Genomic DNA, 25,481 nt, shown 5'->3' on the forward strand with positions numbered 1-25,481 from the left:
ATGGCAACGTCGACCTCACCCGCCCCCACCCAGCAGCGGCCGCGGCCGACGCGTGATGCCGGTTCGGGCGTGAACTTCGGGCGGGTCCTGAAGTCCGAATGGATCAAGGTCACCACCGTCCCCTCGACCGTCATCCTCATCGTCTCGACCGTCGTCGTGATGGTGGGGCTCGCCGCGCTCTTCGCCTGGTCCCTGTCGGTCATGGCTCAGTCCGTCGGCGATCCGAGCGTGCCGGCGGAGTTCCGGGCACCCACGGAAGGCCCGGGAAGTGCGGCGTTCGAAGCCCTGACGACGCCGTCGTCGGGCCTGGTGTTCGGGCAACTGCTCATCGCGTCGCTCGCGGTGGTCCTCATCGCCTCGGAATGGACCACGGGCATGATCCGCTCGACGATGGTCGCCGTACCGAAACGCACCCCTGCCCTCCTGGCGAAGACCGCCATCGTCGCAGCCGTCGCCTTCGTCGTAGGCTTCGGCAGCGCGCTGATGTCCTACCTCGTCGCCCAGCCCATCCTCGGGGGAGAGGATCTCGACTTCGCCCTCACGGAGGACGGCGTCTTCGCCAGCGTCATCAACACCGGGACCTTCCTCGCTCTCGTGGCCGTGATCTCGATGTCGATCGGCATCCTGCTGCGCAACACGGCCGGAGGCGTGGTGACGGCGGTCGGCATCTTCTTCGTCCTGCCGATCATCGTGCAGCTCATCTCAGGGCTCGCCGACTGGATCCCGGATGCAGCGCGGTTCCTCCCCGGAGACGCGGGCACGCAGATGGTCGCCGTGACGACGGCGGAGGATGCGCTGACCCAGTGGGAGGGTGGCCTCGTCATGGGCGCCTGGGCCCTGGTGCTGCTTGTCCTGGCCCTCGTCGTCGCCAAGAAGCGGGATGTCTAGCACCCCTCATGAGCCGGCGCCATGAATGACAGGCTCTCGGTGAAGGAGGCCGCGGAACGAACGGCCGCGGTCTCCTTCACCGAGCTCAACGCCCGTCGGCTCGGCCCCCTCCGGCGGTTCTTCCGCAAGCACCCGCGGGCCATGGACGCCGTCGTCGTCGTGGTGTTCCTCTTCCTCTCGTTCCCCACGGCACTGTTGCTGATCTTCGGCGACGGCAACTGGCTCGCCCTCCCCGGCGTGGTCCTCGCCGCGGGCGCGCTCGCTTTCCGCCGCGACCGTCCGATCCTCGTCCTCGCGTTCGTCTCGGTACTCGATGTGCCCGTCAGCATGCTCACCGAAGGCCAGGGCAGCAGCGGGATCGCGACGATGTTCGCGCTCTACACCGTCGCGGCGACGTATCCGCTCCGGAAGGCGCTGGTGGCGGCGTGCTCCGCGACGGTCTTCTCGGTCGGTGCCCTGTTCCTCATCCCTGTGTCGACCTTCGCCGAGGCTCCCGGCATCATCTGGCTGCTCAGCGGATTCGTGGTGATGTTCCTGGCGATCGCCGTCGGGGTGGGCATCACGGTCCGGCGCGACCGCGAGCACGAGAGCGAATTGCGCGAGTGGGCCACCCGCAACGCCGAACTGGCCTCCGCGGGCGAGCGGAACAGGATCGCGCGGGAGATGCACGACGTCGTCGCCCACTCCCTCACCGTGATGGTGGCGCTGTCGGACGGCGCCGCCGTCGTCATGAAGCGCGACCCGGACCGCGCCGTCTCCGTGCTCCGTGAACTGTCGGGCACCGGACGGACCGCCATCGCCGACATGCGGCGCGTCCTCGGGGTGCTCCGTGCCGAGGCCGCGAGCGGATCGCTCGAGCCGCTTCCCGCGTCGAGCTCCCTGGCGCAGCTGCTCGACGGGTTCCGTGCGGCGGGGCTGCCCCTCCGGGTGACCACCAGCGGTCCCCGGCTGCCCGATGATCCCGCGTTCCAGCTGACGGTGTACCGGATCCTGCAGGAGTCCCTGACCAACGTCCTGCGCTACGGCAAGGGCGTTACGCTGGTGGACATCTCGATCGCGAGGACGGGAGATGCGGTCCACCTGCGCGTAGCCGACGACGGCCGCGGTGCCATGGGGCCGGTCGTCTCCCTCGGGTCCGGGCAGGGCATCGCCGGCATGCGGGAGCGTGCCGCGATCTATGCCGGCTCGGTCGAATACGGCAGCCGCCCGTCGGGTGGCTGGATCGTCGAAGCACGACTGACAGTCCCCCACGCCGACGGCGGAGCGGGGAACCACCGGGGGAAAGAGAAAGATGACCACGCAGCACAGCACGCCGGGCACGCCCATCAGGGTTCTGCTCACTGACGACCAGCCACTGCTGAGGATGGGTTTCCGGCTGATCCTCGAAGGCGAGCCGGACCTCGAGATCGTGGGGGAGGCGTCCACGGGCACGGAGGCGGTCCGCCTCGCCGCGGAACTGATGCCGGACGTCGTGCTGATGGATGTGCGGATGCCCCAGGGTGACGGCATCGAGGCCACCCGGCAGATCACGGCGTCGGGGTCCCGTTCGCGCATCATCATCCTGACCACGTTCGACCTGGACGAGTACGCATTCGCGGGCCTGCAGGCCGGAGCCTCGGCGTTCCTGCTGAAGGACGTGGCCCCCGAGGACCTGGTGCACGCCGTGCGGGTGGTCGCCAGCGGTGACGCCGTCGTCGCCCCCCGCGTCACGCAACGGCTGCTGGAGACCTACGTCCGGTCACTGCCGCCGGCACAGACGGCCACCAGGGTGCCGGACCGGCGGTTGACCGAGCTGACGCCACGGGAGCGCGAGGTGCTCGAGGCGATTGCCGGGGGGCTGTCCAACGCCGAGCTCGCGGCCCGGTTCTTCCTGTCCGAGGCCACCATCAAGACGCATGTGCGGCGGATCCTGACCAAGCTGGACCTGCGGGACCGCGTCCAGGCCGTGGTGTACGCGTACGAGAACGGGATCGTGGTGCCGGGACCGGCGCACTGACACCCACCGGGCCCTGCGGCCGGGCCAGGGAAGGGGTCGGGGTTCCTCGGCCAATATCGTGCAGGAGGTCGTGGGTGCCTGGTCCGAGCTGAGCATCGCAGGCAGAGAGCGAAGCGCCCCAGGAGAATCGTCTCCTGGGGCGCTTCGGTGTAGCGGTCGATCAGGCGAGGCACCCGCCCAGAGTGATCGTCCTGTCGATGCCGGCGATCCGGTCGAGGACCGCGGCGTACTGGGCCTGCAGGCCGGCCACGACGACCTTCTGGGCGGCGACCGCCTCGCGGTTGACCTTCTTGGCGCTCTCGAGCGTCCGCAGGGTCGCGGACTGGGCGACGATCTGCGCGTCGACCTTCGACAGGTCCGCCTTGGCGGTGGTGAGAGCGGCCTCCTTCTCACTGATCTGCCGAGTGAGCGTGTTCAGCGAGGTCTGCAGTGGGGTGAGCTGGTTCTGCAGCGAGAGGATCGCGTTCTCCGCGGCCGTGATCGAGGAGTTGAGGCCGGCGAGGGTCGTTCCGAGCCTGGCGACCTCTCCGTCGAGGCGGGTGACCTCGGCGGTCTCCTTGGTCACCGCGGAGTCGGCTGCGGTGAGGGTTGCCTGCAGGCCGGGGAGAGCGTCCTCGAGGGCCTCGAGCTCAGCCTGCTTCTGCACGATCTCTGCCTTCGCCGTGGTCACGTCCCCGGTCAGGCCCGGAAGCGCGGCCTCCAGAGCCGCGAGCTCCGTCTTCTTCGCGGTGACGGCAGCGTCGGCGTCGGTCAGGGCGGTGTTCGCCGCGGCCCGGGCGGCGTTGGCGTCGGCCAGCGAGTCGGCGGCCGAGGTGACCTGCCCGTTGGCCCCGGCCAGGCTGGTCTGCAGGCCGGGCAGCTGCTGCTGGAGATTGCTGCTCTCCTGCTGCTTCGCCGACAGCGACGAGTTCAGCGTCGCGAGCTGACCCTGCAGCGTGGTCAGGTCACCGTTCAGGGCGGTGATCAGCGCGGTCTTGTTCGCGGCGGCCAGCTCCGCGGCGGCGATCTCCGTCTTCTTGGCGGTGATCGCGGCGTTCAGCTCCTGCTTCTTCTTGTCCGCGTTGCCCTTGATCGCTGCGAGCTCGGCCTCGAGGGTGGCGAGCTGCGTCCGCAGCGCGGCGGCGTCGGCGACGGGCGTCGCGGAGGCGGCGGCAATCTCCTTCTGCTTCGCGGAGATCTCCGCGGTCCTGGTGGTGATGTCACCCTGCAGACCCGCGATCTCCGCCTGCAGCACCGGGAGGCCGGCCTCGATGGTGCCGATCTGCTGGGTGAGCGTCGTGACGCTCTGCTCGGCCAGGCGCAGGTTCTCCTCGGACCTGACCACCGTGGCGGTCGCCCCGGCGGCATCGGTGTCAGCAGTCCTGGCCGCGGTCTCCAGCACCGGCAGTGCGAGCCGCGCATCCGCCAGCTTCTTCTCCGCCGCATCCACCAGCGCCTGCGCCGCGTCGCCCCGGGCGACCAGAACGGCCAGCTCCTCGGTGCCCTTCTCGATCGCGGCGACCTGGCCGTCGACCGTGGTCTGCGCCGTCGTCGCCGCGGCGGTCGCGCCGTCCAGGCGGGCCCTGGCAGCGGCCAGGTCGGCCTCCTGGGCCGCCTTGTCGGCGAGAGCCTGGGTCCTGCTCGTGTCGAGGCCGGCGAGCTCGGTCCGTGCAGCGGTGAGCTGCGCCTGCAGCGGCGTGACCTGGTCCACCAGCGCCGTCTTCTGCCCCTGCAGCGCCGTCAGCTCGGTGTTCGCTGCCGCGATCGCCGCCGTCATCGTCGTCTTGTCCGCCTCCAGCCTGGTCAGCGACATCGTCACCGAGTCGATCTGCCCGACCAGTGTGGCGTACCGCGCGTCCAGTGCGGCGATCTCGGTCTCGGCTGTCGTCACCTGCGCGGTCAGGGAGTTCTGCGTGGTGACCAGCGCGGTCCGCTCGGCGGTCAGCGTCGCGATCCGCTCCGCGTTCTGCTTCGCCGCGGCCTTGAGCAGATTCGGCTGCGCGTTCCCGCGGTGTGCGAGCTGGTTGGTCACACCGTTGCAGATGCCCGCTACAGGGGCGGACTCGGCCGACGCCTGCGGGGCGAGGACCAGCATGCTGGTCAGGACTCCCGGCAGGATGACGGCGCTCGCAACGCGGCGGATGAGGACTGATGTCGCGTTGATATCGCGCAAGGCTACTCCTGGAGACCTGAAGGGAACGTGGGGGTGACGTCCAGAATCTACGGAGATCGGTTGCGCGGAGACACGGTATCCAGTACCCGACCTTCCCCTCTGATACTCGTTCCCCGTCCCGTTTCCTACGTGGTACCGCGCGATCACTGCAGGAACGGGCGGTGGCCGACAGGCCACGGGCATCGCCCGGCGCAGCGATCCGCCGGGGTGCTGCGACCAGGGTCTGATTGAATCGGAGGATGAGCACTCCAGAGCACATCCAGGACCTCGGCGCCTATGTGGCGGCGTCCCCGTCGAGCTTCCACGCCGTGGCAGAGGCCGGGCGACGGCTCGCCGCCGCAGGATTCCGCCGGCAGACGGAGCAGGACGCCTGGGAGGGCGGTGCAGGTCGCTTCTACGTCATCCGGGACGGCGCGCTGATCGCATGGTCCGTCCCCGACGACGCCGGCCCCACGACGCCGTTCTCCATCCTCGGCGCCCACACCGATTCGCCGTCGTTCAAACTCAAGCCGAAGCCCACCACGGGAAGACACGGTTGGCTGCAGGCCGGGGTCGAGGTCTACGGAGGCCCGCTGCTGAACTCGTGGCTCGACCGGGAACTCGCGCTCGCGGGCCGCCTGACGCTGCACGACGGCAGCGAGCACCTGGTGTCCACTGGGCCGTTGCTGCGGTTCCCGCAACTCGCGATCCATCTGGATCGAGCCGTCAATGACGGGCTGGCGCTCGACAAGCAGCGGCACATGAACCCCGTGTGGGGCCTCGGCGACCCGGCGGAGGCCGACCTCCTCGGACTGCTCGCCGCCCGGGCGGGCATCGATCCGCACGACATCGGCGGCTTTGACGTCGTCGTCGCCGACACCCAGGAACCGCGTGTCTTCGGCGCGCAGGGGGAATTCCTCGCGTCCGGACGACTCGACAACCTCTCGTCCGTGCATGCCGGGCTCACGGCGCTGATCGACGCTGCCGGTGGTCCTTCCGACGGGCCCATCGCGGTCCTGGCGGCCTTCGACCACGAGGAGGTGGGCAGCGGCTCCCGCTCGGGCGCCAGCGGTCCCTTCCTCGAGGACGTCCTCCTGCGCATCTCACTCGGACTCGGGGCCGGTACGGAGGAGCGCCTGCGTGCCCTCGCGTCGTCGTTCTGTGTGTCGGCGGACGCCGGCCATGCGGTCCACCCCAACTACGCGGAGCGGCACGATCCCGCGAACCTGCCCGTGCTCAACCGGGGACCACTGCTCAAGATCAACGCCAACCAGCGGTACACCACGGATGCACCGGGCGCCGCCTACTGGGCCGCACTGTGCCGGGCGAGCGGTGTGCCCTACCAGGAGTTCGTCTCCAACAACGTCATGCCGTGCGGCTCCACCATCGGTCCCCTCACAGCGACACGCCTCGGTATCCGCACGGTCGACGTCGGGACGCCACTGCTGTCCATGCACTCGGCGCGTGAACTGTGCGGCGTCGAGGATCCCGGTCACCTCGCGAAGGCCACCACGGCCTTCTTCCGCGGCGGCCTGTAGGGCTCGTGTTCGTCCGCGGAGGATCGTCCGGTAACATTGATACGTCCGTGCCACAGCCGGTCGGTGGTAAATACCGCTGACGGCGGCCGGATCAACGCTAAAGAACCTCCTGTTGCGGAAAGACCGCGACCGTTCAGCCCAGAGGAGGTGGGTTCACACATGCGTGCATATGAATTGATGGTAATCATCGACCCCGACGTCGAGGAACGCTCCATCGACCCAACACTCGAGAAGTTCCTGAATGTCGTCCGCAACGGCGGCGGCACCGTGGACAAGGTGGATATCTGGGGACGTCGGCGCCTTGCGTACGAGATCCAGAAGAAGACCGAGGGCATCTACGCCGTCGTCAACTTCACCGCGACCCCGGCCGTGGCTTCCGAGCTCGACCGCCAGCTGAGCCTCAACGAGACGATCATGCGCACCAAGATCATCCGCCCCGAGGAGCAGAAGGTTTCCGCCGAGTAGTCTCGGCAGATCCCTCATCCATCCATCCCGCTCCGGCGGGTAGGAACTCAAGGAGGCACCATGGCAGGCGAAACAGTCATCACGGTGATCGGCAACCTCACCAACGATCCCGAGCTCCGGTTCACGCCGTCGGGATCGGCGGTTGCCAACTTCACCATCGCGTCCACTCCTCGTACGTTCGATCGCCAGACCAATGACTGGAAGGACGGCGAAACGCTGTTCCTCCGAGCATCGGTATGGCGTGAAGCCGCGGAGAACGTCGCCGAGACCCTGACCAAGGGAACCCGCGTGGTTGCCCAGGGCCGACTTAAGTCACGTTCGTACGACACCAAAGAAGGCGAAAAGCGCACCGTCATGGAGCTCGAGGTGGACGAGATCGGTCCGTCCCTGCGCTATGCGTCCGCGAAGGTCACCCGTACCCAGCGCTCCGGCGGCGGGAACGGCGGCAACTCCGGTGGTAACTCCGGTGGCGGCTTCGGCGGTAACTCCGGCGGCTCGAACTCCGGTTCGGGCTGGGGTGGAGGCCAGCAGGCCCAACAGCCGGCGGAAGACCCCTGGGGTGCACCCTCGGGCGGGAATTCGCAGGGCTGGGGCAACGGCCCCGACTCCGAGCCTCCCTTCTAGGCAGCAGGGTCCCGTTCCCGGGACCCCTGCCGCAGTCACTCCTGTGACTGGCAGTTCCCATCCCGCAGAATCGTTCTGCGGGCTCCAACAGAAAAAGGAGCACCACGATGGCTAAGGCTGAACTCCGTAAGCCCAAACCAAAGTCCAACCCCTTGAAGGCCGCTGACGTCACCGTCATCGACTACAAGGACGTAGCCCTGCTGCGTAAGTTCATTTCCGATCGCGGAAAGATCCGTGCCCGTCGCGTCACCGGTGTGACCGTGCAGGAGCAGCGCAAGATCGCCCAGGCAATCAAGAACGCCCGCGAAGTCGCTCTCCTGCCGTACTCCGGCGCCGGCCGCGGCTAGGGAAAGGGACACACACTATGTCGAAGCTCATTCTGACCCAGGAAGTCACCGGTCTCGGTGCTGCAGGCGACGTCGTCGAGGTGAAGAACGGTTACGCACGTAACTACCTTCTGCCCCGCGGTTTCGCCCTGATGTGGAGCAAGGGTGGCGAGAAGCAGGTCGAGTCGATCAAGGCTGCCCGTTCCGCCCGCGAGCACGCATCGCTCGAGGACGCCCAGCGCCAGGCCGCCGCTCTGTCGGCCAAGCCCGTCACCCTGACCGTGAAGGCTGGTGGCTCCGGCCGCCTGTTCGGCACGATCAAGGCCGACGACGTCGCGAAGGCCGTCGAGGCCGCCGGTCTCGGCAAGATCGACAAGCGCAAGGTCGAACTCCCGGCTCACATCAAGTCGGTCGGTTCGTACCAGGCCAACGTCCGTCTGCACGAGGACGTGGCAGCTGTGATCGACCTGGACGTCGTCGCAAGCTAGCGCCAGCGAAACGGATCCATCAGGAAGCCCCCGCGGAAGCGGGGGCTTCCTGTCGTTGGAGGCAGTGGCGCCCTGCCCGAGCATCCCCGCGCCTGCCTCGCGAGTGCGACCGTCCCGGGCGCTCCGCGCCGTCCTCCGCAGCCCTGGAAGGACTGTCCGAGCACCTACGCAAGACATGGCGGCAGCGGCATGAAGGGCTCATGGACGGCGAGGCGGCTACTCCCCGGGGACCGGCAGCGGACTATTGGGTACGGCTACCGGCATGGACGCCCGGTCCGGCGCGCGCTGGTGCGGATTCCGGCCGACGCCTCCGTGACCGGCTGGGGATATGTCCCTTTGAGAGACATCCGGAAGTGCTTTCGGGCACCTTGTCAACAGCGACCCTGTGGACGGAGCACCTCCTGATATTCCCTCAGATCCACAGGCCGGGGATAACGTTTCCGCAGGTCAGAGGCCCTATTGCTGACGAGAATTATTGTTGTCCACAGGTTTCTCCCCATCCTGTGCACAAGATACGCCGCGTAATCCACAGCTTAAGTCCACTTACCCACAGCCCCTGTGGGGATAGCGCTTTGCTCCCTCCGCAGAGAGGGCTACCGTAGCGGGTGATTCCCAATAGTGAGGGTGACGGGTGATAGGCCTGACCTGTCAGACCCACCCCGGGCATCCGGTGACCGCTGCGGCGACCACCGCTTTGACAGCAGGAGAAAGGCCCTTCAGTGTCCCTGGCACATGCAGATACTTCATCGGACACTCGTACGCCGGACTTCTCGCGTACCCCTCCCCAGGATCTCGTCGCCGAGCAGTCCGTCCTGGGCGGGATGATGCTTTCCAAGGACGCCATCGCCGACTGCGTCGAGGTGCTCCGGGGGCTGGACTTCTACCGTCCCGCCCACGAGAGCATCTACGAGGCGATCATCGATCTCTACGGGCGCGGGGAGCCAGCGGACGCCGTGACGGTGTCCGACGAGCTCACGAAGCGCGGGGAGATCTCGCGCATCGGTGGCCCGGCCTATCTCCACACGCTGATCCAGTCCGTCCCGACGGCGGCCAATGCCGGGTTCTACGCGGAGATCGTCCGGGAGCGCGCCGTCCTGCGGCGTCTCGTCGATGCCGGCACGAAGATCGTCCAGCTCGGGTACTCCAACGACGGCGAGGTGGACGACCTCGTGAATGCCGCGCAGGCCGAGGTCTACGCGGTCGCCGAGCGGCGCACCGCGGAGGACTACGTCGCGCTGAAGGACATCATCGAGGGGACGGTGGACGAGATCGAGTCCGCGGGTCATCGCGGAGAGGGCATGACCGGCGTCCCCACCGGGTTCTACGAACTCGACGAGCTGACCCAGGGTCTCCATGGCGGTCAAATGATCGTCGTCGCCGCGCGCCCCGCCATGGGCAAGTCGACCTTCGCACTGGACTGGGCCCGCTCGGCCGCCATCAAGCACAACATGACCACGGTGTTCTTCTCGCTCGAGATGGGGCGCAACGAGATCGCGATGCGCCTCCTCTCCGCCGAGGCCACGATCGGGCTCCAGGACCTCCGCAAGGGAACGATCAAGGACGAGCAGTGGGGCAAGATCGCGACCACGATGGGCCGGATGAACGATGCACCGTTGTTCATCGACGACAGCCCGAACATGTCGCTGATGGAGATCCGTGCGAAATGCCGCCGCCTGAAGCAGCGGCACGATCTCAAGCTCGTGGTGCTGGACTACCTGCAGCTGATGTCGTCGGGCAAGCGTGTCGAGTCCCGTCAGCAGGAGGTGTCGGAATTCTCGCGTGCCCTCAAGCTGCTGGCCAAGGAGCTGAATGTTCCGGTGGTGGCACTGTCACAGCTGAACCGAGGCTCCGAGCAGCGCACGGACAAGCGTCCCCAGGTGTCCGACCTCCGCGAGTCCGGTTCGATCGAGCAGGATGCCGACATGGTGATCCTGCTGCACAGGGACGATGTGTACGACAAGGAGTCAGCGCGTGCCGGCGAGGCCGATGTCATCGTCGCCAAGCATCGTAATGGCCCCACCAAGACCCTTGTCGTCGGGTTCCAGGGCCACTACTCGCGCTTCAACAACATGGCGGCGGACGGCGGGGGCTACTAGTCCTTCTTGGGCCCGAGTTCGTTGATGACGGTCTTCAGGCGGTCGCGCAGGTCTTCCGACGCGAGTCCGTCCTCGGCCATCAGCTCGTGCTCGATGTTCTTGGCACGCTCGAGCGCCTTCATGCCTGCTGATGTGATGGTGATGCGCTGACTGCGGCGGTCAGCGGTGTTGCGGAGCCTCGTCACGAGGCCGCGCTTCTCCAGGCGGTCGAGGGTGCGCCCGACCGTCTGCGCCTGCACGTGGACGAGCTGGGCCAGACGCACGCCCGTGAGCGTGCCTTCCCGCTCGAGGACTCCGAGCGTGGTCAGCCCGGCGTGCGTGATGCCGATGCTCAGGAGCTTCTCGTTCCACGAGTGCTCGACGATGCGGGCCGCGGTCGTAAGCAGGCGGCTGGTCGACCAATCGTTCAACTCCGGCACGATTGCGTGTCCTTCCCCTCGGTTGTACGCGGTGGATGCGCTTGTTCCTACTACTTACTGTAGACAACTTCACCCCAAATAGACAGCAGGCTTATCATCGGGTGGTCCAGGGGATTCCCTTCGCTCCTGGTGGTTCGGGGCGAGGGGCGTGCCGGGGACGACGAAGGGCCCGGAGACACGCCCCGGGCCCTTCGTGGATCACGAGGCTCGCTTAGAGGTTGTCTCCCCGACGGGTGTCGCTTCGGCGCGTGTCGTCTGCGCCGTCGACCTCGATCTCTTCCTTGCGGACGTCACTGCTGACCGTCTCGTTGGTGGTGACGGTCTCCTTGTCGAGGCGGACGCGCTCCACGGGGACCGCTTCCTTCTCGACGACGGGGCGCTCGGCGTGGAGCGTCACTTCGTGCTCCTCCTCGCTGATCGCCGGGCCACTGTAGGCGTCGTCGCGATTGGCGTCCGTGATGGGCTCCCGCTCCAGGCGGACTTCTTCGTGGCTGACGGGAACGGTCTGGGTGACGTTCTCGGTGACCACGTACTTGCGCAGACGGGCGCGGCCGGCTTCGCGGGTCTCCGTGCCGACGTGCAGCTGCTCCTCGGAGAGGGTCATCGCGTCGTCCGTGGTGGGTCCGGAGGTGTCATGTCCCACGGTGTCCCGGCCGGTGCCGCGATCGGTGCCCGCGTAGGTGTCCGTGCCCGTATCGGTCACGCCGGAGTGGCGTCCGGACGTGGTGTCGATGTCGACATCGCGATCGCGCTGCCCGACACCGCTGGTGATGTCGGTGGTGTTCGTCGTATCGGTGTAGCCACCGGTGCCGCCGCCGATCTCGTAGTGGCGGTAGAGGCGGTCCTCTTCCTCGGGGCTCAGGTTGCCGTCGGACTCGATGCGCGGGGCATCCTTCACCTGGTGCTTGCTGTAGGGGACGCGCACGTCATGGCCTTCGACGTCGGCTCCCTGAAGGGGCACGAAGGACTCGGAGGTGCCGAACAGGCCCGTCTTCGCCGTGACCCAGCTGGGCTCTCCGGTCTGATCGTCGAGGTAGACCTGGCCGATCGAGCCGATCTTCTCTCCGTCCGAGCCGAGGACGTTGCCGCCGTTGCCGAGCAGGGTATCGATGTTTGACTGGGTGATCATTTCCTTCTCCTTCTGAGATATCTCACTGTGAGGGTATGGAACTATCGGCTGTAGGTTCCGCCGGGGCCGAAGCCCTCGGGAACCACCGGCCTCTAGAGTAAGCACACTTAGTACTTAATTGGAAGCATGCTTAGCGTCGGGATTCGGATGCCGACGCCGCGGCGGCCGTCGGCGGAGGGTACCGGGCCGGCCCGACGACGGCCCCCGGGCGGTTTTCCACCGGGCGCACCCTGTCCGTAGAATGGCCGGAAGGTCCAGCCACCGGCCGAACAACATCCGATACGATCCGATGCATGGCTTCCCATGCGGGGATCCCGCGTGTACCTGGACCGCGCCCGCCTGTCGGCGGTGCTGCGGGCCGGCTCTTCCTGGCGTGCACGGGATCCGGCACGGTGTGCAGCCGGTCGTTCGCCGAGCCCCCGGGAAGGGCGCCATGTCAGCTGTACGACCCCCTCACATCAACGACGTCCTGATCGCAGCCGCCGATCTGGAAGATGCAGAATTCGAGCGTGACCGGCTCGCCATGGCCTGCGGAGAAGCAATCCGACAGGCTCTCGCCGACGGATTCACCGCCGCGCAGATCGCGTACGCCGCCAACATGGCGGAAGTCGAGGTGCATCGCCTGGCGGAGGCGCCGTCCGCCGGTCCCGACGTCCTGACCGATGCCCTGGCGCTCCGCGGGATCGCCGGCCGACAGGAAGCAGGACTCGTCGTCCTGGAATCGCCGGCGGGGGACCCGCGGCCTCGCGAGGACCGGGTCCTCCGCCATCTCGGGGAAGCACTGCCGGAAGCGCACCGGGAACCCGATGCCGCCCACTGATCCCGCGGCCGGATCCGATGTGCCCGGGGCCGGAGATAGGACGCCCGGTGGTCGGGCCGCACTCCTCATCATCGACATGCAGAACGCCTTCTTCGAGGACGAGGTCCTCGCGAAGGCCCAGGGCCCACTCGTGGCCGCCTGCAACGGTCTGATCGACGCTGCGCAGCGGGGCGGGAGCCCAGTGCTCGTGGCGCGCACCGAGCACCTCGCGGATCGGTCCACGTGGACCACCTCGATGCTCGACGACGATCAGGGCTTCATCTTCCGGGGCACGCACCAGGCCGCCGTCGTCGACGGTCTGAGGGTCTCGGGCCTCGAGACCGTCACCAAGACCCGTGACAGTGCCTTCTTCGGCACGGACCTCGCGGCGCGCCTCCGTGGCCATGCGGTGGAGCGCCTCGTCCTCGCGGGGGTATCGACACACAACTGCGTGGCACACACGGGGGCCGATGCGTTCGCGCACGATTTCCGGGTCAGCTATGCACTCGACGCCATCGGCAGTACCAATGCCGACAATGCCGCAGCAATGCTCGAGATCCTCTCGGTGGAGTATCGGCAGCCCATCGTCGGCCTGGTGGAGGCGGGAGCGCTCCTCGGGTAGGTCCGCCGAGCACTGGGTGATCGGTAGCGCGGTGCGGACGGCCACCCGGACGCGGGGGAGTCCGCCACGAGGAAAGGCCACCGGACGGGATCCGGTGGCCTTTCCTCATCCTGCGTCGCGTATCAGCTCTGCTGGACGTTCGACTTCGCGTCCTGGGCGCTGCCCTTGACGTCGCTGGCGGCGTGCTGGCCTTCGTCCTTCACCGTCTGCACCGAATCGGCGGCCGAGTCCTTGACGGACTGCACGGCCTCCTGTGCGGGCTCCCGGACCTCCTCGACGACCTGCTTGGCCGCCTCGGTCACCTTCTCCTTGAGGGGAGCGGCCTGCTCCTTCAGCTGCGAGGCGGCCTCCTGCTCCTTCTCGCTGGACGGGATGAGCGATGCCACGAGGAGCCCGGCACCGAAGGCGATCAGGCCGGCTGCGAGGGGGTTCCCCGCGGCCTTGTCGGACAGCTGGCGAGGGGCGTCCTGCACGGCGTGTCCGGCGTGGAGGGCCTTGTCCTTCGCGGTCCCGGTGGCGGACTGGGCGGCACCCCGTCCACTGCCGGCGGTGTTCGCGAAACTGTCCTTGACGCCGGAGGCCTTGCCGGTGACGGAGTCCTTCACATCCCCGGCGGTGCCCATGACGGAATCCTTGACGTCTTCGGCCTTACCCATGACGGTCTCCTTCACGTTGCTGAAGCTGTTCTTGACCTTCTCGGTCTGCCGGTGCGCGATGTTCGCAGGGTTCACCTTGTCGGCCACCGCGTCGACGTCGGTGCCCAGTTCCTGGCGGGTGCGTTCGATATCTGCACGGATCTCATCTGGCGTCTGGCTCATCGGGTGTGCTCACCTGGTTTCAGTGTCGGAGGGATCTCTTTGACGGTCTCCGCTGTCTGAGGGAGACCCTTGATCTGCTTCATTTCCTTCTTGCCCTGCAGGGCGAGGACCGCTGCGATGATGCCCCAGATCACTGCGACGATGACGGCGGCCCAGCCGATCGGCATCAGCGCATCGAGTCCCCACATGAGTGCGAGGGAGAGGAACAGGAGGACGAAGTGGCCGCCGATGGCCGCACCGGCGAACATGCCGGCGCTCTTCCCGGCGTTCTTCGCCGATTCGGTCGCCTCGGCCTTCGCCAGGGCCACCTCCTGCCGCATGAGCTTGGAGAGGTCCTTCGTCACCTCCCCGAGCAGTTCGCCCACCGAGGCGTTGGCGGAGCGCTGCTCGGCCTCCGATGGTGGTGGAGCGGCGGCCTGGTGGGCGCCACCTGTGTATGCCTCACTCATCAGCGCAGGCTCCCGTCATTCGGCAGGGTGCCCACGGGAGGGGTGCCCGGGGGAATGGTGGGGTAGTCGTCCGTCGGGTCGACGAAGGCGGGGTTGGAGCCGGCGACGTGCTGGCCCCGCGTGGTCTCACCGAATCCACCGGTGGCGGGAGTTCCGCTGTACAGGTCGGAATCGACCTCGGTGTAGCCGGGGTAGGAGCCCGTGGTGGAGGTGCCGGTCGAGCTGGAGCTCCGGCCCGTGCCGGAGGTGCTGCCCGACTCGCGGTTGCCCGTGAGGCCCTTCGTGAGACGGCCCACGACCAGGCCGGATCCTGCCGCGATGGCGAGGAAGGTGCCCGGCTTGCGCCGTGCGAAGGCCTTGACGTCCTCGAGGATGTCGGAGGCGTCGCGACCCTCGAGCCAGCTCGCCGCCGAATCCGTGCGCTGCGATGCCTGCTGGACGATGTTGGCCACCATGTGGTTGTCCGACTTCTCAGCCATGGACTTCAGCTCGTCGGAGATGCCGCGGATGCCCTCGGTGATCTTCTGCTGCTGCGAACCGGCCTGGTTCTTCACCTCGGAGGTCACGGTTCCGAGCAGGTTCTTGGCCTGCGATCCGGCCTCGGCAGCAACGCTCTTCGCCTCGGAGGCTGCGGTGCCGGCTACGTTCTTGGCTGCTTCCTTGCCGTCCTGGCCCACCTGCTTGGCCTGGTCCTTGGCGACGGAACTCTTCGAATCACCGGATCCCGAGTTGCCACCGGTGAATTCCGTGGTGCCGAGCTCGGTGGTCTCCAGGTTCGAGGTGGACGACTCGTTGCCGGTCGTGGAGGGAACCAGGGGGTCCTGCGGCCAATTCTGCGTAGTCATGGTTCTTCCTAACGTTGATATTGCCGTTAAAGCGGACGTTCCATCGTGTTCTCGATGCGACGGTCCGGCATGTCGTGCTGGACTTATCACTGAAGCTAAGCATGCTTACATTCGACGGCGCAAGTCCTTTCTCCAGATCGCGCAACCTCTAAATAAGTACGCTTAGTATCTTCCGGAAATCCTAGGCGCACGGTTAGCGTCGGATCAAGAGGCCCTGCCTGCGGCCGCTTCCAGAAGGAGCGGACCCAACCCGGGCGGGGCCCGATGTGGGGAGGGTAAGCACCAGTGTTTTTCCACAAGCAAGAGCTCCAGTACAAGGCCAGCCCGGACAAGCCGGATGCCGTCTACGCGCGGAAGCTGCAGGAGGTCCTGGGCGGCCAGTACGGTGAGATCACCGTCGCCCTGCAGTACAGCTTCCAGGCATGGAACGCGCACATCCCCGGCAAGTACCGTGACCTGCTGTTCGGCATCGGCGCGGAGGAGATGGGACACGTGGAGATGCTCGCGACGATGATCGCGCAGCTCCTCGAGAAGGCCCCCCTCGGGATCACCGAGGACGCGGTCCAGTCCGATCCGGCCATCGCTGCCGTGCTCGGCGGGACGGACATGCAGCATGCGATCGTCGCCGGCGCCGGCGCCCGGCCGGTGGACAGCATGGGCAACCCCTGGCAGGGCAGCTATGTCACGGCCAGCGGCAATCTGCTGGCGGATTTCACGGCGAACGCGAACGCGGAGATGCAGGGCCGACTGCAGGTGGCCCGGCTGTACCACATGACGGACGACCACGGGATCCGGGACATGCTCTCCTTCCTCCTGGCCCGCGACACCATGCACCAGAACCAGTGGATCGCGGCAGCCCGCGAACTCCAGGAATCGAAGCTGGAGGAACTCCCGGTGCCGAGCAACTTCCCGCTCAAGAAGGAAGCCAGGGAGGTCTCCTACCAGTACCTCAACTTCTCGGACGGCAAGACCGCCTCCGAGGGCAGCTGGGCGGCCGGGCCGACGCCCGACGGCAAGGGGGAGTTCACCTACCACGAAGGCCCCACCACCCGTGCCCCCATGCCGCCCGCAACCCATCCGGACTCACGCTTCTACGGCACCACGGAGATCCCGAACACCGTCGAGAAGATGGCCGGCACCGTGCAGGACAAGCTCAACCGCGAGTAACGCATCGCAGCACCCGAAGGAAAGGAGATCGTCATGACGAATACGAACAACCGCACGGTGGAGAGCGGACGTACCACCCTGCAGCGCGCTGCCCAGGCCGTGGGCGTCGTCTTCCTGCTCGTCGGGATCCTGGGGTTCATCCCGGGGATCACCTCGAACTACAGCACGATGATGTTCGCCGGCCACCAGTCCGAGGCGATGCTGCTCGGCATCTTCCAGGTGTCGATCCTGCACAACATCGTCCACCTGCTCTTCGGCGTCGCCGGACTCGCCATGTCGAGGACGGTGTCGGGAGCACGCTCGTACCTCCTCGGCGGCGGGATCATCTACGCCATCCTGTGGATCTACGGACTCGTGATCGGTCAGGAGTCGGCCGCCAACTTCGTGCCGGTCAACACGGCGGACAACTGGCTGCACTTCCTGCTGGCGGTCGGGATGATCGGCCTCGCCCTCGCCCTGAACCGCGGGAACCGTACGACGCGACGCGCCTGAGGCCGCAGCTCCCGCGCCAGGGCGCCAGGGTCCCGGGAGCAGGGATCACGTCGGCCCGGCGGGCATCCGTGCCCGCCGGGCCGGCGTCGTCCGGTGCAGGGACCTCCGGCCTCTGCACCCCCACGCGGGCAGAAGCGAAGTACGCTTAGCATCACTGCTCCGGATGGACGGTGCAGGTACGACGAACAGAAGAGGTCCTCGATGCAGCAGCCCTCCCCGCGCGGAGAGATCAGTGCCCTCGTCCTGGCCATCATCGCCGGCACCGCCGCGTCCGGGCAGGACTCCCTGGAGCGGCTCGATGCGCTCGTCGGTGCAGCGGTCCACGAGACGGCCGACATCCTGTACGACGACGACCTCCAACTCGCCCTCTTCTGCATGTACGAGCTGCACTACAGCGGTATCGACGGCGCGGGGGACGACTGGGAGTGGAATCCGGACCTGCTGCGGGTACGGCACCGGATCGAGGCTGCCTTCGAGCGCAGGGTGCGCGACGAGGTCGTCCTGCCCGAGCTGCCCGCAGCGACCAGCGAAGCCGTCTGCGCGGAACTCTTCCGCATGACCGGGGAGGACTCCGGCCCCAGTATGTCCCGCTTCGTGGCCAGGTCCGCGACGAACGACCAGTTGCGGGAGTTCCTCGTGCACAAGTCCGTCTACCAGCTCAAGGAAGCCGACCCGCACACATTCGCGATCCCGCGGTTGGCCGGCCGGGCGAAAGCAGCCCTGGTGGAGATCCAGGCGGACGAGTACGGGAACGGTCTGCCGGCCCGCATGCACTCGGCACTGTTCGCCCGCACCATGCGCGAACTCGGGATGGATGACACCTACGGCGCCTACCTCGATGCGGCTCCGGCGATCACGCTGGCCACCAATAACCTGATGTCGCTCTTCGGCCTCAACCGTCGGCTCCGAGGAGCGATCGTCGGGCACCTCGCCGCCTACGAGATGACGTCGTCCCAGCCCAACCGCCTGTACTCGCGGGGCTTCAAGCGCCATGGCCACGGCGAGGACACCCTCGAATACTTCGACGAACACGTCGAGGCCGACGCCGTCCACGAGCAGATCGCCGGGAGGGACATGGCGGGCGGACTCGTGGAATCGGATCCGCGCCTGCTGCAGGACGTGCTGTTCGGTGCCGCAGCCGGGCTCGCGATCGACACCCTCATGACGGTCCACATCATGGCGGCGTGGGAAGCCGGCCGATCCTCGCTGCGCGCCTCGGAATCGATGGCGTCGTGAGCGCCGGCACCACTCCTGCAGCCTCCGGACCGCTGCCCGAGCGTGCGCTCGGCTCCGGCAAGGCGGCTCCGGTCTCCGTCGTCGCCTGCCCCAACGGCCCACTGCTCATCCGGGGGGATTTCGAACTGGTCGGCGCGGACGGCGACGCCCTGCCCCGCACCCGGCGTACGGTCGCGCTCTGCCGGTGCGGAGCGTCCGTGCTGAAGCCGTACTGCGACGGGTCGCACAAACTGACGGGTTTCCGTTCCGAGCCCTGAACCGCACCACGGGACAGGATCGTCGACCGCATGACCAGTCCGGCATGCCGGACTGGAACACGAGAGGTGGGGGCACATGATCGACCTGAACAGCGACGTCGGTGAATCCTTCGGCAACTGGACGTTCGGCGACGACGCACGCATCATCGAGTCGGTCTCGAGCGTGAACGTCGCCTGTGGATTCCATGCCGGTGATCCCACCGGTATCCGGACCACGTGTGCGGCGGCCGCCACCGCCGGCGCCACGGTCGGCGCGCACCCCGGCTACCGCGACCTGGCCGGCTTCGGGCGGAGGTTCATCGACGTCGACCCGGTAGAGCTGACCGACGACGTCGTGTACCAGATCGGTGCGCTCCAGGGCCTGGCCCGGGCGGCCGGTACCGCAGTGAGATACGTGAAGCCCCATGGCGCCCTGTACAACACCATCGCCGTGCACGAGCGACAGGCGCGGGCGGTGGTGCAGGCGGTGCGCGAGGTCGACGGGACGCTGCCGCTGCTGGTGCTGCCGAACACGGTCATCGAGGCGGAGGCGCGGGCGGCCGGACTCCGCACCGTCGTCGAAGCTTTCGCCGATCGTGCCTACACACCCGACGGCGCCCTCGTGTCGCGGCGCGAGCCCGGAGCCGTGCTCCACCACGAGTCCGACGTCGTCGAGCACGTCCTCCGCATGGCGTCCGACGGTGAAGTGGTGGCGGTCGACGGATCCCGCATCCGCATCGCCGCCGAGAGCATCTGCGTCCACGGTGACACCCCCGGTGCCGTCGCCATGGCCGCAGCGGTACGGCGGGCACTCACGTCCGCTGGGATCACCGTCGGTGCATTCGCCTGAGGTGGCCGGCCCGGGAGGGCCGGCCGGCATGACGCTCCGGCCCGTCGGCGACCACGGGCTGCTCATCGAACTGCCCGGCCTGCCGGAGGTGCTCAGTGTCCAGGCGCAGTTGCAGGCGGACCCGGTCGAGGGCCAGGTGGACGTGGTCGCCGCCGCCTGCACGGTCCTCGTCACGGTGCAGGAGGCACGGCAGGTGGCGGTGCTCGCAGCCCGGCTCCGCTCGGTCGACCCGTCGCTGCCCGTCGAGCGCGAGGACACGCTGGTCACCATCGGGGTGAGGTACGACGGCGCGGATCTCGCCGAGGTTGCCCGGCACACGGGACTCAGCGAGGAGGCCGTCGTCGCAGCGCACACGGGCACACCCTGGGTCGCGGCCTTCGGAGGTTTCGCACCGGGCTTCGCCTACCTCGCCGGCGGCGATCCACGGCTGGAGGTGCCGCGCCGGGTCTCGCCGCGCACCGCCGTCCCTGCCGGTTCGGTAGCACTGGCGGGGACGTTCTCAGCCGTCTACCCTCGCGAGTCACCCGGCGGCTGGCAGCTCGTCGGGCGGACCGATGCGGTCCTGTGGGACCCCACCCGTGCCGAGCCCGCGTTGATCCGGCCCGGCAACCGCGTGCGGTTCACGGCGGTCCGGGAGCTGGTCGAGCTCCCCGTCCGGACGGCCGGCACCCCGGTCGGTCCTTCCTCCGGGACACCCGACCGAGGCGAGGGGCTGTCCGTCGTCGCGCCCGGTCTCCAGAGCACGCTGCAGGACCTCGGCCGGCCCGGGCTCATGGCACTGGGCGTCGCTGGAGCAGGAGCGCTGGACCGTGCCGCGCTGCGGCAGGTGAACAGGCTGGTGGGCAATGCGAGCGGGTACGCCGCCATCGAGAGCCTCAACGGCGGGCTCGCACTCGAGGCCGCGGGGGACCAGGTGCTGGCCGTCAGCGGCGCGGACGTGGACCTCACCATCTCGATGCCCGACGGGCGGGAGCGTACGCCGTCGCTCGGCGCTCCTTTCCTCCTGCGGGACGGTGAGGTGCTGCGGCAGTCGGTGCCGGCGTCCGGATTGCGTACGTACACGGCCGTCCGCGGCGGGTTCGCCGCGGACGAGGTGCTGGGCAGCCGTTCCACGGACTCGATGTCCGGGCTGGGGCCGCCCGCCCTCGCGGCGGGCATGTCGCTCCCCGCAGGACCACCGGCACCCGGCTCGACGGTCGGCGACCCGGAGGTCCCGCGGGAATCCCGCTCGCCGGCCACCCTGCGCGTGATCCCCGGCCCCCGGGCCGACTGGTTCGACGACGACGGCGGCCTCGACCGTCTGTGCGGCACGGACTGGACGGTGACGTCGCAGTCCAACCGCATCGGCCTGCGGCTCGACGGTCCTGCGTTGCAGCGGACGCGGCAGGGGGAACTCCCGAGCGAAGGAACGGTGCCGGGTGCCCTGCAGGTGCCGCCGTCGGGCCTGCCGGTCCTGTTCCTCGCCGACCACCCGGTCACGGGAGGCTACCCGGTGATCGCCGTCGTGATCTCCGAAGACCTGGACCGCGCCGCGCAGCTGCCGCCGGGATCCGTGGTGCGCTTCCGGTTCCGAGGCCCGGATCCAGGTGCTGTCGGACCCGTCGGATCGTAGGCACATACCGGGCCTCGTAGGTCGCTTCCTCCACGAGAGCAGACGTGGCGCGCTCGTCGCCTCCGGGACGGTCCGGATCCTTCCCCGCACCGGCGGGTCGTCGCCACAGAGTGTTTCGCGGCCGGAAATACAGGCGAAACCGGAGGCCCATAGCGTTGGGAAGCACACCGAGTGCACAGGAGGCTGCCATGCAGACGCTGAGGGTTCGACAGGTTCCCTGGACCAACCCGGTAGCCATGGGGCTGCGGGAAGCGCTGCGAGCCGAGACGAACAGGGGCCACGCGCCGGGCACGCCCGAAGCGACCGACGACGACGGCGACCGGATCGCCGTCTTCCTCATCGCCTACGAGCTGGCCACCGGACAGCCGGTCGGCTGCGGCGGGCTGCGACTCCTGGATGCGCTGCGCGCAGATGTCGACTCCGTCTACGTGCTGCCCTACGCCCGCTGGTCGGGCGTCTCCCAGGCCATCATTCGGGAGCTGATCTCGTGGGCGCGCGTGCACGGCATCGCCGCCGTCGGACCGGACGCGTCCCTGGCGCAGCTGAACGCCCTGCAGCTCTGACCACGCTCAGGGTCGGCCTGGAACCGCCGCCGTGCGCGCGTGTCCCCGGCCGGCGGGTAAGGCCAACCCGCGGGGAAGGCGCACCCCGGATCCGAGGGGGTCGTCCCCATGGCGAAGCGCCAGTGGCAGGGTCCCGACGGATTGCCTGCCACTGGCGCGAACGGTGCGGTCACCGCCCGGGCGATGAGGACGCGGAGCGGTTACGTGCGCGGCGGTGCCCCGAGGTCCACGGGATCCTCGTCCGTCAGGTAGGCGAACTCGGAATGGGCTGAGATGTCGATGCCACGCAGCTCGTCCTCCTGCTCGATGCGGAGGCCCACCGTGCGCTGGATGACCTGGGCGATGACCCAGGTGACCACGAAGGAATAGACCAGGACAGCCACAGTGGCGAGCACCTGGATCCCCAGGAGGTCGAACCCGCCGCCGTAGAAGAGTCCGGAGACGCCGTTGGGGGCGTCCTCGGTGGCGAAGAACCCGATGAGCAGGGTGCCCAGGATGCCGCCGATCAGGTGAACGCCGACGACGTCGAGGGAGTCGTCGAAACCTAGCCGGAACTTCAGTTCGATCGCGAGGGAGCAGACGGCTCCGGCGATCGCACCGATGGCGAGGGCGCCCAGCGGGCTCACGGCACCGCAGGCCGGGGTGATCGCGACGAGCGCGGAGATCAGGCCGGACGCCGCACCCATGCTGGTGGCGGCGCCGTGCCTGAACCTCTCCACGAGCGCCCAGGCGAGCAGCCCGGCCGAGGCGGCGACGGCCGTGTTCAGGAAGACGACCGACGCGGACTGGCCCGCGGACAGCGCGGACCCTGCATTGAAGCCGAACCAACCGACCCACAGGAGCCCGGCTCCCACGAGGACGAGCGGCCGGCTGTGCGGCTTGGCATGGTCCACGGTGGGCCAGCCGTGGCTGCGGCCAAGGACGAGCGAGAGGGCAAGGGCTGCGATGCCCGCGTTCATGTGGACCGCCAGGCCGCCGGCGAAGTCGATCGCACCGAGGTTGTTGGCGATCCAGCCACCCACCACGGAACCGTCCTCGGAACTGAAGGCGAAGACCCAGTGGGCGATCGGGAAGTACACCAGGGTGGCCCAGACGCCGGCGAAGATCATCCACGCCCCGAACTTCATGCGGCCCGCAGCGGCACCGGCGACCAGCGCCGTGGTGACACAGGCGAAGAACAGCTGGAATGCGGCGAACAGGATGGGCGGTATCGAGGCGGTGGGATCATCGGCGAGCAGCTGGCCGAGGCCGGCGTACTCGGCGACATCGCCGATCAGTCCGAGGCCGCCCACCGAGTCGCCGAAGGCCATCGAGTAGCCGAAGAGCACCCACAGCACGGCGACGAGGCTCGCCCCGCCGAAGCACATCATCATCATGTTGAGGATGCGGCGTGAGCCGACCATTCCTCCGTAGAACAGGGCCAGGGCCGGGATCATCAGACAGACGAGCGCGGCGCTGGCAAGAATCCAAGCGACGTTTCCAGAATCCATGGGAGGTCCATTTCCGTGATGGCGCCTGCGCGTGCCCGAGGGACGGAGCCCGGGGTCGCATGAGGGGTGGGTGCGGAGCCGGGATGGCACGCGGCGCTCAGCCATGGTAGTCAGCGGCACGTTTCAGCATCCGGCGGGCACCGTTAACTCTGTGTTACGGCTCGCCCCGTCCCTAGCCGCCGGCGACCGACTGGATGATCAGGACCGTCGCGCCCGGGGGTACGGCGGTGCCGAGCCCGTCCAGGCGCCGTACGTCCTCGCCGTCGACGTAGATGTTCACGTAGCGCCGCAGCGCTCCGGTCTCCTCACGGATCCGCTGGTCGAGCAGCGGACGTCCGGCGCCCAGCCCGTCGAGCAGTGCCGCCACGTCTCCGGCGTCCGGCACGTCCAGCCGGACCTCGCTCCGCCCGTCGACATAGGGGCGGAGGAGCGTGGGGATGAGGACGGTCACGGCAGCCATGGTGGGTCCCTGTCAGGCGGGAACGACCGCTGCGCGGACGGAGAGCACATCCGGGAGGTGACTCACGACCTCGCGGAAGGTGCGGCCCTCGTCCGCGCTCGCGTAGACGGCTCCTCCGCGGGTCCCGAAGTAGACACCCGGGACATCCGCGGTGTCGACGCAGGCCGCGTCGCGGAGGACGGCGTTGAAGTCCGCCTCGGGCAGGCCGGCGGAGCTCGCCTCCCAGGTCGCACCGCCGTCGTCGGTCCTGTGCACCAGAAGACGCCCGTCCGGCGGGATGCGCTCGCCGTCGGCCTTGAGGGGGATGACCCAGGCCGTTCCGCTCCGGTGCGGGTGGGCGAGCATCACGAAGCCGAAATCCGCCGGCAGGCCCTCGGCGATCGACTGCCAGGAGTCCCCGCGATCAGTGCTCGTGTAGACGCCGTGGTGGTTCTGCGCGAACAGGCGGTCGGGATCGACGGCGTCGCGGGCCACCTTGTGCACGCACTGGCCGAACTCCGGGTTCGGGTCGGGCATGAAGTACGCGCTGATGCCGCTGTTGCGGGGCTGCCAGGAGATCCCGCCGTCGTCGGAGCGGTAGACGCCTCCGGTGCTCATGGCCACGTGCAGAGTGTCGTCGGCGGGACTCGGCAGGACGGTGTGGGCGGCCGCCCCGCCGAAGCCGGCACCCCATTCGGTGCGGTGCGGGTGGTCCCACAGGCCCCTGTTGAGCTCGAACGTCTCGCCGTGGTCGGTCGACTTCCAGACCGAGATGGGCTGACATCCGGCCCACACCACGCCCGGCCGGTTCTCCGCGTCGGCTTGGATCTGCCAGATCCGTTCGAGGGCTGCGCCGTCGTCCGCGCCGAAGCGGATACTGCCTTCCTTCGGCTCCGTCCAGGTCTCTCCGAGATCGTCCGAATGGGCGATGCAGGGGCCGAAGTGCCAGGACATCCGGCCGGCGAAGAGACGGGTCCGGCCGCCACGCGTATCGATCCCGACGCTCGGGATCTCCTCCATGAGGAACTTCGGCTCCGACAGCGTCCAGTTCTCCCGATCCGAGCTCCGCGCGAGCCACAGCCCCTTCTTGGTGCCGATGGCGAGGACGGTCGTCCCTGCTGCTGTCATGGCTGCCCCCGTTGGCATGGAACCGGTCGCGGACCGGAGATCGTGATGCGGATCACTTGGAAGGGTGCCATCCACCACTCGTTTTGTACAGGGCCGGCTACCCGCTTCTGTCCGCATGGGCAGCCGCCCGGCGAGACCGTGTCAGAGTGGGCATATTCGGTCACTGGGGGCGGAACACCCGTTCATCCTGGAGGAACCGTTGAGTCAGATCGTCCTTGCGAATGCCGCGCCGGCACGGCCGTGTCGCGGTACCGAGCATCCCCCGGACGGACGCCGCTGGTGCGTCGGCAAGTGCTGTATCGAAGCGCGTCCCGGGCTGCTCGTCCTGTGGTGGGCTCCCGGTTCCCTGCTCACACTCGCGGACATCCTCTCGTCCTACGACGGCATCCGTGAACTCTCGGACGGCTACCGCCTGCCCCTCGTGGTCCACGTGCAGGGCATGGTGGGGATGACCGCGGGCGCACGCGCCCTCCTGCTCGAAGGGGACCTCTCCTCCCGAGTCGGATTCGTCGGCACGGGGCCCGTGGACCAGGTCATCGTGGCCTTCCTCGAGCAGGCATTGTCCGAGACCTGCTACTTCCGCAGTCCGGCCAGGGCCGAGGCGTGGGCCCGCGGGGCGGGGAGCGACGATTGAC

The 25,481-nt window shown here is 68.3% G+C and carries 28 protein-coding genes; 19 read left to right on the forward strand and 9 right to left on the reverse strand.

The genetic code is table 11. The features are described 5' to 3' along the window. Genes ACX80U_RS16035 through ACX80U_RS16045 form a run of 3 tightly spaced genes read left to right on the forward strand, consistent with a single transcriptional unit; the run spans position 1 to position 2,884 of the window. Positions 1-888, forward strand: coding sequence for an ABC transporter permease (locus ACX80U_RS16035; RefSeq protein ID WP_459269147.1), 888 nt, complete (start codon positions 1-3; stop codon positions 886-888). 21 nt (positions 889-909) lie between these two features. Next, complete coding sequence (locus ACX80U_RS16040) at positions 910-2,232, forward strand: sensor histidine kinase (protein ID WP_459269148.1); 1,323 nt, start codon at positions 910-912, stop codon at positions 2,230-2,232. Then, complete coding sequence (locus ACX80U_RS16045) at positions 2,180-2,884, forward strand: response regulator (protein WP_459269149.1); 705 nt, start codon at positions 2,180-2,182, stop codon at positions 2,882-2,884. The genes ACX80U_RS16040 and ACX80U_RS16045 overlap by 53 nt, the downstream gene beginning before the upstream one ends. A gap of 160 nt (positions 2,885-3,044) precedes the next feature. On the opposite strand, the gene ACX80U_RS16050 is transcribed toward ACX80U_RS16045, so the two are convergent. Then, entirely contained in the window at positions 3,045-5,036 is a 1,992-nt protein-coding gene (locus tag ACX80U_RS16050; protein ID WP_459269150.1) for a coiled-coil domain-containing protein, read from the reverse strand. A 239-nt stretch (positions 5,037-5,275) separates the two neighbouring features. Here ACX80U_RS16050 and ACX80U_RS16055 point away from each other — a divergent pair, with 239 nt between their 5' ends. From ACX80U_RS16055 to dnaB, 6 genes are all read left to right on the forward strand, one after another. After that, positions 5,276-6,553: a M18 family aminopeptidase gene (locus tag ACX80U_RS16055; protein ID WP_459269151.1), complete on the forward strand. Its 1,278-nt coding sequence runs from the start codon at positions 5,276-5,278 to the stop codon at positions 6,551-6,553. 159 nt (positions 6,554-6,712) lie between these two features. Next, the gene (gene rpsF / locus ACX80U_RS16060) at positions 6,713-7,018 is read left to right on the forward strand and encodes a 30S ribosomal protein S6 (RefSeq protein WP_043442549.1); all 306 of its coding nucleotides are present in this window, start codon (positions 6,713-6,715) and stop codon (positions 7,016-7,018) included. Positions 7,019-7,078: 60 nt separating this feature from the next. Next, positions 7,079-7,642, forward strand: a complete 564-nt coding sequence (locus tag ACX80U_RS16065) for a single-stranded DNA-binding protein (RefSeq protein WP_133079960.1) — start codon at positions 7,079-7,081, stop codon at positions 7,640-7,642. A 107-nt stretch (positions 7,643-7,749) separates the two neighbouring features. Then, entirely contained in the window at positions 7,750-7,989 is a 240-nt protein-coding gene (gene rpsR / locus ACX80U_RS16070; protein ID WP_005273147.1) for a 30S ribosomal protein S18, read from the forward strand. A 17-nt stretch (positions 7,990-8,006) separates the two neighbouring features. Then, positions 8,007-8,456, forward strand: coding sequence for a 50S ribosomal protein L9 (gene rplI, locus ACX80U_RS16075; protein WP_133079959.1), 450 nt, complete (start codon positions 8,007-8,009; stop codon positions 8,454-8,456). Between the two features lie 719 nt (positions 8,457-9,175). Further along, positions 9,176-10,552, forward strand: a complete 1,377-nt coding sequence (gene dnaB, locus ACX80U_RS16080; protein WP_133079958.1) for a replicative DNA helicase — start codon at positions 9,176-9,178, stop codon at positions 10,550-10,552. On the opposite strand, the gene ACX80U_RS16085 is transcribed toward dnaB, so the two are convergent. Together ACX80U_RS16085 and ACX80U_RS16090 are read right to left on the reverse strand one after the other, a co-directional pair. Continuing rightward, positions 10,549-10,971: a MarR family winged helix-turn-helix transcriptional regulator gene (locus ACX80U_RS16085; protein WP_244185929.1), complete on the reverse strand. Its 423-nt coding sequence runs from the start codon at positions 10,969-10,971 to the stop codon at positions 10,549-10,551. The genes dnaB and ACX80U_RS16085 overlap by 4 nt on opposite strands. Before the next feature lie 211 nt (positions 10,972-11,182). Beyond that, positions 11,183-12,100: a DUF2382 domain-containing protein gene (locus ACX80U_RS16090; protein ID WP_459269152.1), complete on the reverse strand. Its 918-nt coding sequence runs from the start codon at positions 12,098-12,100 to the stop codon at positions 11,183-11,185. 433 nt (positions 12,101-12,533) lie between these two features. Between ACX80U_RS16090 and ACX80U_RS16095 the strand changes: the two genes are divergently transcribed. Continuing rightward, a complete protein-coding gene (locus ACX80U_RS16095; protein ID WP_208739938.1) occupies positions 12,534-12,920 on the forward strand; it encodes a hypothetical protein in 387 nt (128 codons plus the stop codon). After that, entirely contained in the window at positions 12,907-13,521 is a 615-nt protein-coding gene (locus tag ACX80U_RS16100; RefSeq protein WP_459269153.1) for a cysteine hydrolase family protein, read from the forward strand. The genes ACX80U_RS16095 and ACX80U_RS16100 overlap by 14 nt, the downstream gene beginning before the upstream one ends. 122 nt (positions 13,522-13,643) lie before the next feature. Here ACX80U_RS16100 and ACX80U_RS16105 read toward each other — a convergent pair whose 3' ends face one another. Genes ACX80U_RS16105 through ACX80U_RS16115 form a run of 3 tightly spaced genes read right to left on the reverse strand, consistent with a single transcriptional unit; the run spans position 13,644 to position 15,633 of the window. Beyond that, positions 13,644-14,339 carry a DUF3618 domain-containing protein gene (locus ACX80U_RS16105; RefSeq protein WP_133079953.1) on the reverse strand — a complete coding sequence of 232 codons (696 nt, stop codon included), beginning with the start codon at positions 14,337-14,339 and terminating at the stop codon, positions 13,644-13,646. Continuing rightward, complete coding sequence (locus ACX80U_RS16110) at positions 14,336-14,788, reverse strand: phage holin family protein (RefSeq protein ID WP_459269154.1); 453 nt, start codon at positions 14,786-14,788, stop codon at positions 14,336-14,338. The genes ACX80U_RS16105 and ACX80U_RS16110 overlap by 4 nt, the downstream gene beginning before the upstream one ends. Beyond that, the gene (locus ACX80U_RS16115; RefSeq protein ID WP_133079951.1) at positions 14,788-15,633 is read right to left on the reverse strand and encodes a hypothetical protein; all 846 of its coding nucleotides are present in this window, start codon (positions 15,631-15,633) and stop codon (positions 14,788-14,790) included. The genes ACX80U_RS16110 and ACX80U_RS16115 overlap by 1 nt, the downstream gene beginning before the upstream one ends. A gap of 285 nt (positions 15,634-15,918) precedes the next feature. On the opposite strand from ACX80U_RS16115, the gene ACX80U_RS16120 reads away from it, so the two are divergent. From ACX80U_RS16120 to ACX80U_RS16150, 7 genes are all read left to right on the forward strand, one after another. Beyond that, the gene (locus ACX80U_RS16120; protein WP_133079950.1) at positions 15,919-16,800 is read left to right on the forward strand and encodes a manganese catalase; all 882 of its coding nucleotides are present in this window, start codon (positions 15,919-15,921) and stop codon (positions 16,798-16,800) included. Positions 16,801-16,833: 33 nt separating this feature from the next. Further along, positions 16,834-17,292, forward strand: a complete 459-nt coding sequence (locus ACX80U_RS16125) for a DUF4383 domain-containing protein (protein WP_133079949.1) — start codon at positions 16,834-16,836, stop codon at positions 17,290-17,292. A 201-nt stretch (positions 17,293-17,493) separates the two neighbouring features. Next, a complete protein-coding gene (locus tag ACX80U_RS16130) occupies positions 17,494-18,528 on the forward strand; it encodes an iron-containing redox enzyme family protein (RefSeq protein ID WP_459269155.1) in 1,035 nt (344 codons plus the stop codon). After that, positions 18,525-18,785 (forward strand): CDGSH iron-sulfur domain-containing protein, encoded by a 261-nt coding sequence (locus ACX80U_RS16135; protein WP_459269156.1) that lies wholly within the window; start codon positions 18,525-18,527, stop codon positions 18,783-18,785. The genes ACX80U_RS16130 and ACX80U_RS16135 overlap by 4 nt, the downstream gene beginning before the upstream one ends. A 76-nt stretch (positions 18,786-18,861) precedes the next feature. Continuing rightward, positions 18,862-19,614 carry a LamB/YcsF family protein gene (locus ACX80U_RS16140; protein ID WP_459269157.1) on the forward strand — a complete coding sequence of 251 codons (753 nt, stop codon included), beginning with the start codon at positions 18,862-18,864 and terminating at the stop codon, positions 19,612-19,614. A 28-nt stretch (positions 19,615-19,642) separates the two neighbouring features. Further along, on the forward strand, positions 19,643-21,226 hold the full coding sequence (locus tag ACX80U_RS16145) for a 5-oxoprolinase subunit B/C family protein (RefSeq protein WP_459269158.1): 1,584 nt from the start codon (positions 19,643-19,645) through the stop codon (positions 21,224-21,226). Between the two features lie 188 nt (positions 21,227-21,414). After that, the gene (locus ACX80U_RS16150; protein WP_459269159.1) at positions 21,415-21,789 is read left to right on the forward strand and encodes a GNAT family N-acetyltransferase; all 375 of its coding nucleotides are present in this window, start codon (positions 21,415-21,417) and stop codon (positions 21,787-21,789) included. A 200-nt stretch (positions 21,790-21,989) separates the two neighbouring features. Here the strand turns inward: ACX80U_RS16150 and ACX80U_RS16155 are convergent, their stop codons facing one another. The 3 genes from ACX80U_RS16155 to ACX80U_RS16165 form a co-directional block, all read right to left on the reverse strand. Next, on the reverse strand, positions 21,990-23,279 hold the full coding sequence (locus ACX80U_RS16155; RefSeq protein WP_133079945.1) for an ammonium transporter: 1,290 nt from the start codon (positions 23,277-23,279) through the stop codon (positions 21,990-21,992). A gap of 172 nt (positions 23,280-23,451) precedes the next feature. Then, a complete protein-coding gene (locus ACX80U_RS16160) occupies positions 23,452-23,739 on the reverse strand; it encodes a MoaD/ThiS family protein (RefSeq protein WP_133079944.1) in 288 nt (95 codons plus the stop codon). A gap of 12 nt (positions 23,740-23,751) precedes the next feature. Then, entirely contained in the window at positions 23,752-24,846 is a 1,095-nt protein-coding gene (locus tag ACX80U_RS16165; protein ID WP_459269160.1) for a WD40/YVTN/BNR-like repeat-containing protein, read from the reverse strand. A 199-nt stretch (positions 24,847-25,045) separates the two neighbouring features. Here ACX80U_RS16165 and ACX80U_RS16170 point away from each other — a divergent pair, with 199 nt between their 5' ends. Beyond that, positions 25,046-25,480, forward strand: coding sequence for a hypothetical protein (locus tag ACX80U_RS16170; RefSeq protein WP_133079942.1), 435 nt, complete (start codon positions 25,046-25,048; stop codon positions 25,478-25,480). Position 25,481 lies beyond the last annotated feature (1 nt).

The sequence above is a fragment of the Arthrobacter sp. TmT3-37 genome (assembly GCF_054510835.1).

Coding starts and splice junctions, on each gene's coding strand:
- ACX80U_RS16035 (WP_459269147.1), top strand. CDS start 1: ATGGCAACGTCGACCTCACCCGCCCCCACCCAGCAGCGGCCGCGGCCG.
- ACX80U_RS16040 (WP_459269148.1), top strand. CDS start 910: ATGAATGACAGGCTCTCGGTGAAGGAGGCCGCGGAACGAACGGCCGCG.
- ACX80U_RS16045 (WP_459269149.1), top strand. CDS start 2,180: ATGACCACGCAGCACAGCACGCCGGGCACGCCCATCAGGGTTCTGCTC.
- ACX80U_RS16055 (WP_459269151.1), top strand. CDS start 5,276: ATGAGCACTCCAGAGCACATCCAGGACCTCGGCGCCTATGTGGCGGCG.
- rpsF (WP_043442549.1), top strand. CDS start 6,713: ATGCGTGCATATGAATTGATGGTAATCATCGACCCCGACGTCGAGGAA.
- ACX80U_RS16065 (WP_133079960.1), top strand. CDS start 7,079: ATGGCAGGCGAAACAGTCATCACGGTGATCGGCAACCTCACCAACGAT.
- rpsR (WP_005273147.1), top strand. CDS start 7,750: ATGGCTAAGGCTGAACTCCGTAAGCCCAAACCAAAGTCCAACCCCTTG.
- rplI (WP_133079959.1), top strand. CDS start 8,007: ATGTCGAAGCTCATTCTGACCCAGGAAGTCACCGGTCTCGGTGCTGCA.
- ACX80U_RS16090 (WP_459269152.1), bottom strand. CDS start 12,100: ATGATCACCCAGTCAAACATCGATACCCTGCTCGGCAACGGCGGCAAC.
- ACX80U_RS16095 (WP_208739938.1), top strand. CDS start 12,534: ATGTCAGCTGTACGACCCCCTCACATCAACGACGTCCTGATCGCAGCC.
- ACX80U_RS16100 (WP_459269153.1), top strand. CDS start 12,907: ATGCCGCCCACTGATCCCGCGGCCGGATCCGATGTGCCCGGGGCCGGA.
- ACX80U_RS16105 (WP_133079953.1), bottom strand. CDS start 14,339: ATGAGCCAGACGCCAGATGAGATCCGTGCAGATATCGAACGCACCCGC.
- ACX80U_RS16110 (WP_459269154.1), bottom strand. CDS start 14,788: ATGAGTGAGGCATACACAGGTGGCGCCCACCAGGCCGCCGCTCCACCA.
- ACX80U_RS16115 (WP_133079951.1), bottom strand. CDS start 15,633: ATGACTACGCAGAATTGGCCGCAGGACCCCCTGGTTCCCTCCACGACC.
- ACX80U_RS16125 (WP_133079949.1), top strand. CDS start 16,834: ATGACGAATACGAACAACCGCACGGTGGAGAGCGGACGTACCACCCTG.
- ACX80U_RS16130 (WP_459269155.1), top strand. CDS start 17,494: ATGCAGCAGCCCTCCCCGCGCGGAGAGATCAGTGCCCTCGTCCTGGCC.
- ACX80U_RS16140 (WP_459269157.1), top strand. CDS start 18,862: ATGATCGACCTGAACAGCGACGTCGGTGAATCCTTCGGCAACTGGACG.
- ACX80U_RS16145 (WP_459269158.1), top strand. CDS start 19,643: ATGACGCTCCGGCCCGTCGGCGACCACGGGCTGCTCATCGAACTGCCC.
- ACX80U_RS16150 (WP_459269159.1), top strand. CDS start 21,415: ATGCAGACGCTGAGGGTTCGACAGGTTCCCTGGACCAACCCGGTAGCC.
- ACX80U_RS16155 (WP_133079945.1), bottom strand. CDS start 23,279: ATGGATTCTGGAAACGTCGCTTGGATTCTTGCCAGCGCCGCGCTCGTC.
- ACX80U_RS16160 (WP_133079944.1), bottom strand. CDS start 23,739: ATGGCTGCCGTGACCGTCCTCATCCCCACGCTCCTCCGCCCCTATGTC.
- ACX80U_RS16165 (WP_459269160.1), bottom strand. CDS start 24,846: ATGACAGCAGCAGGGACGACCGTCCTCGCCATCGGCACCAAGAAGGGG.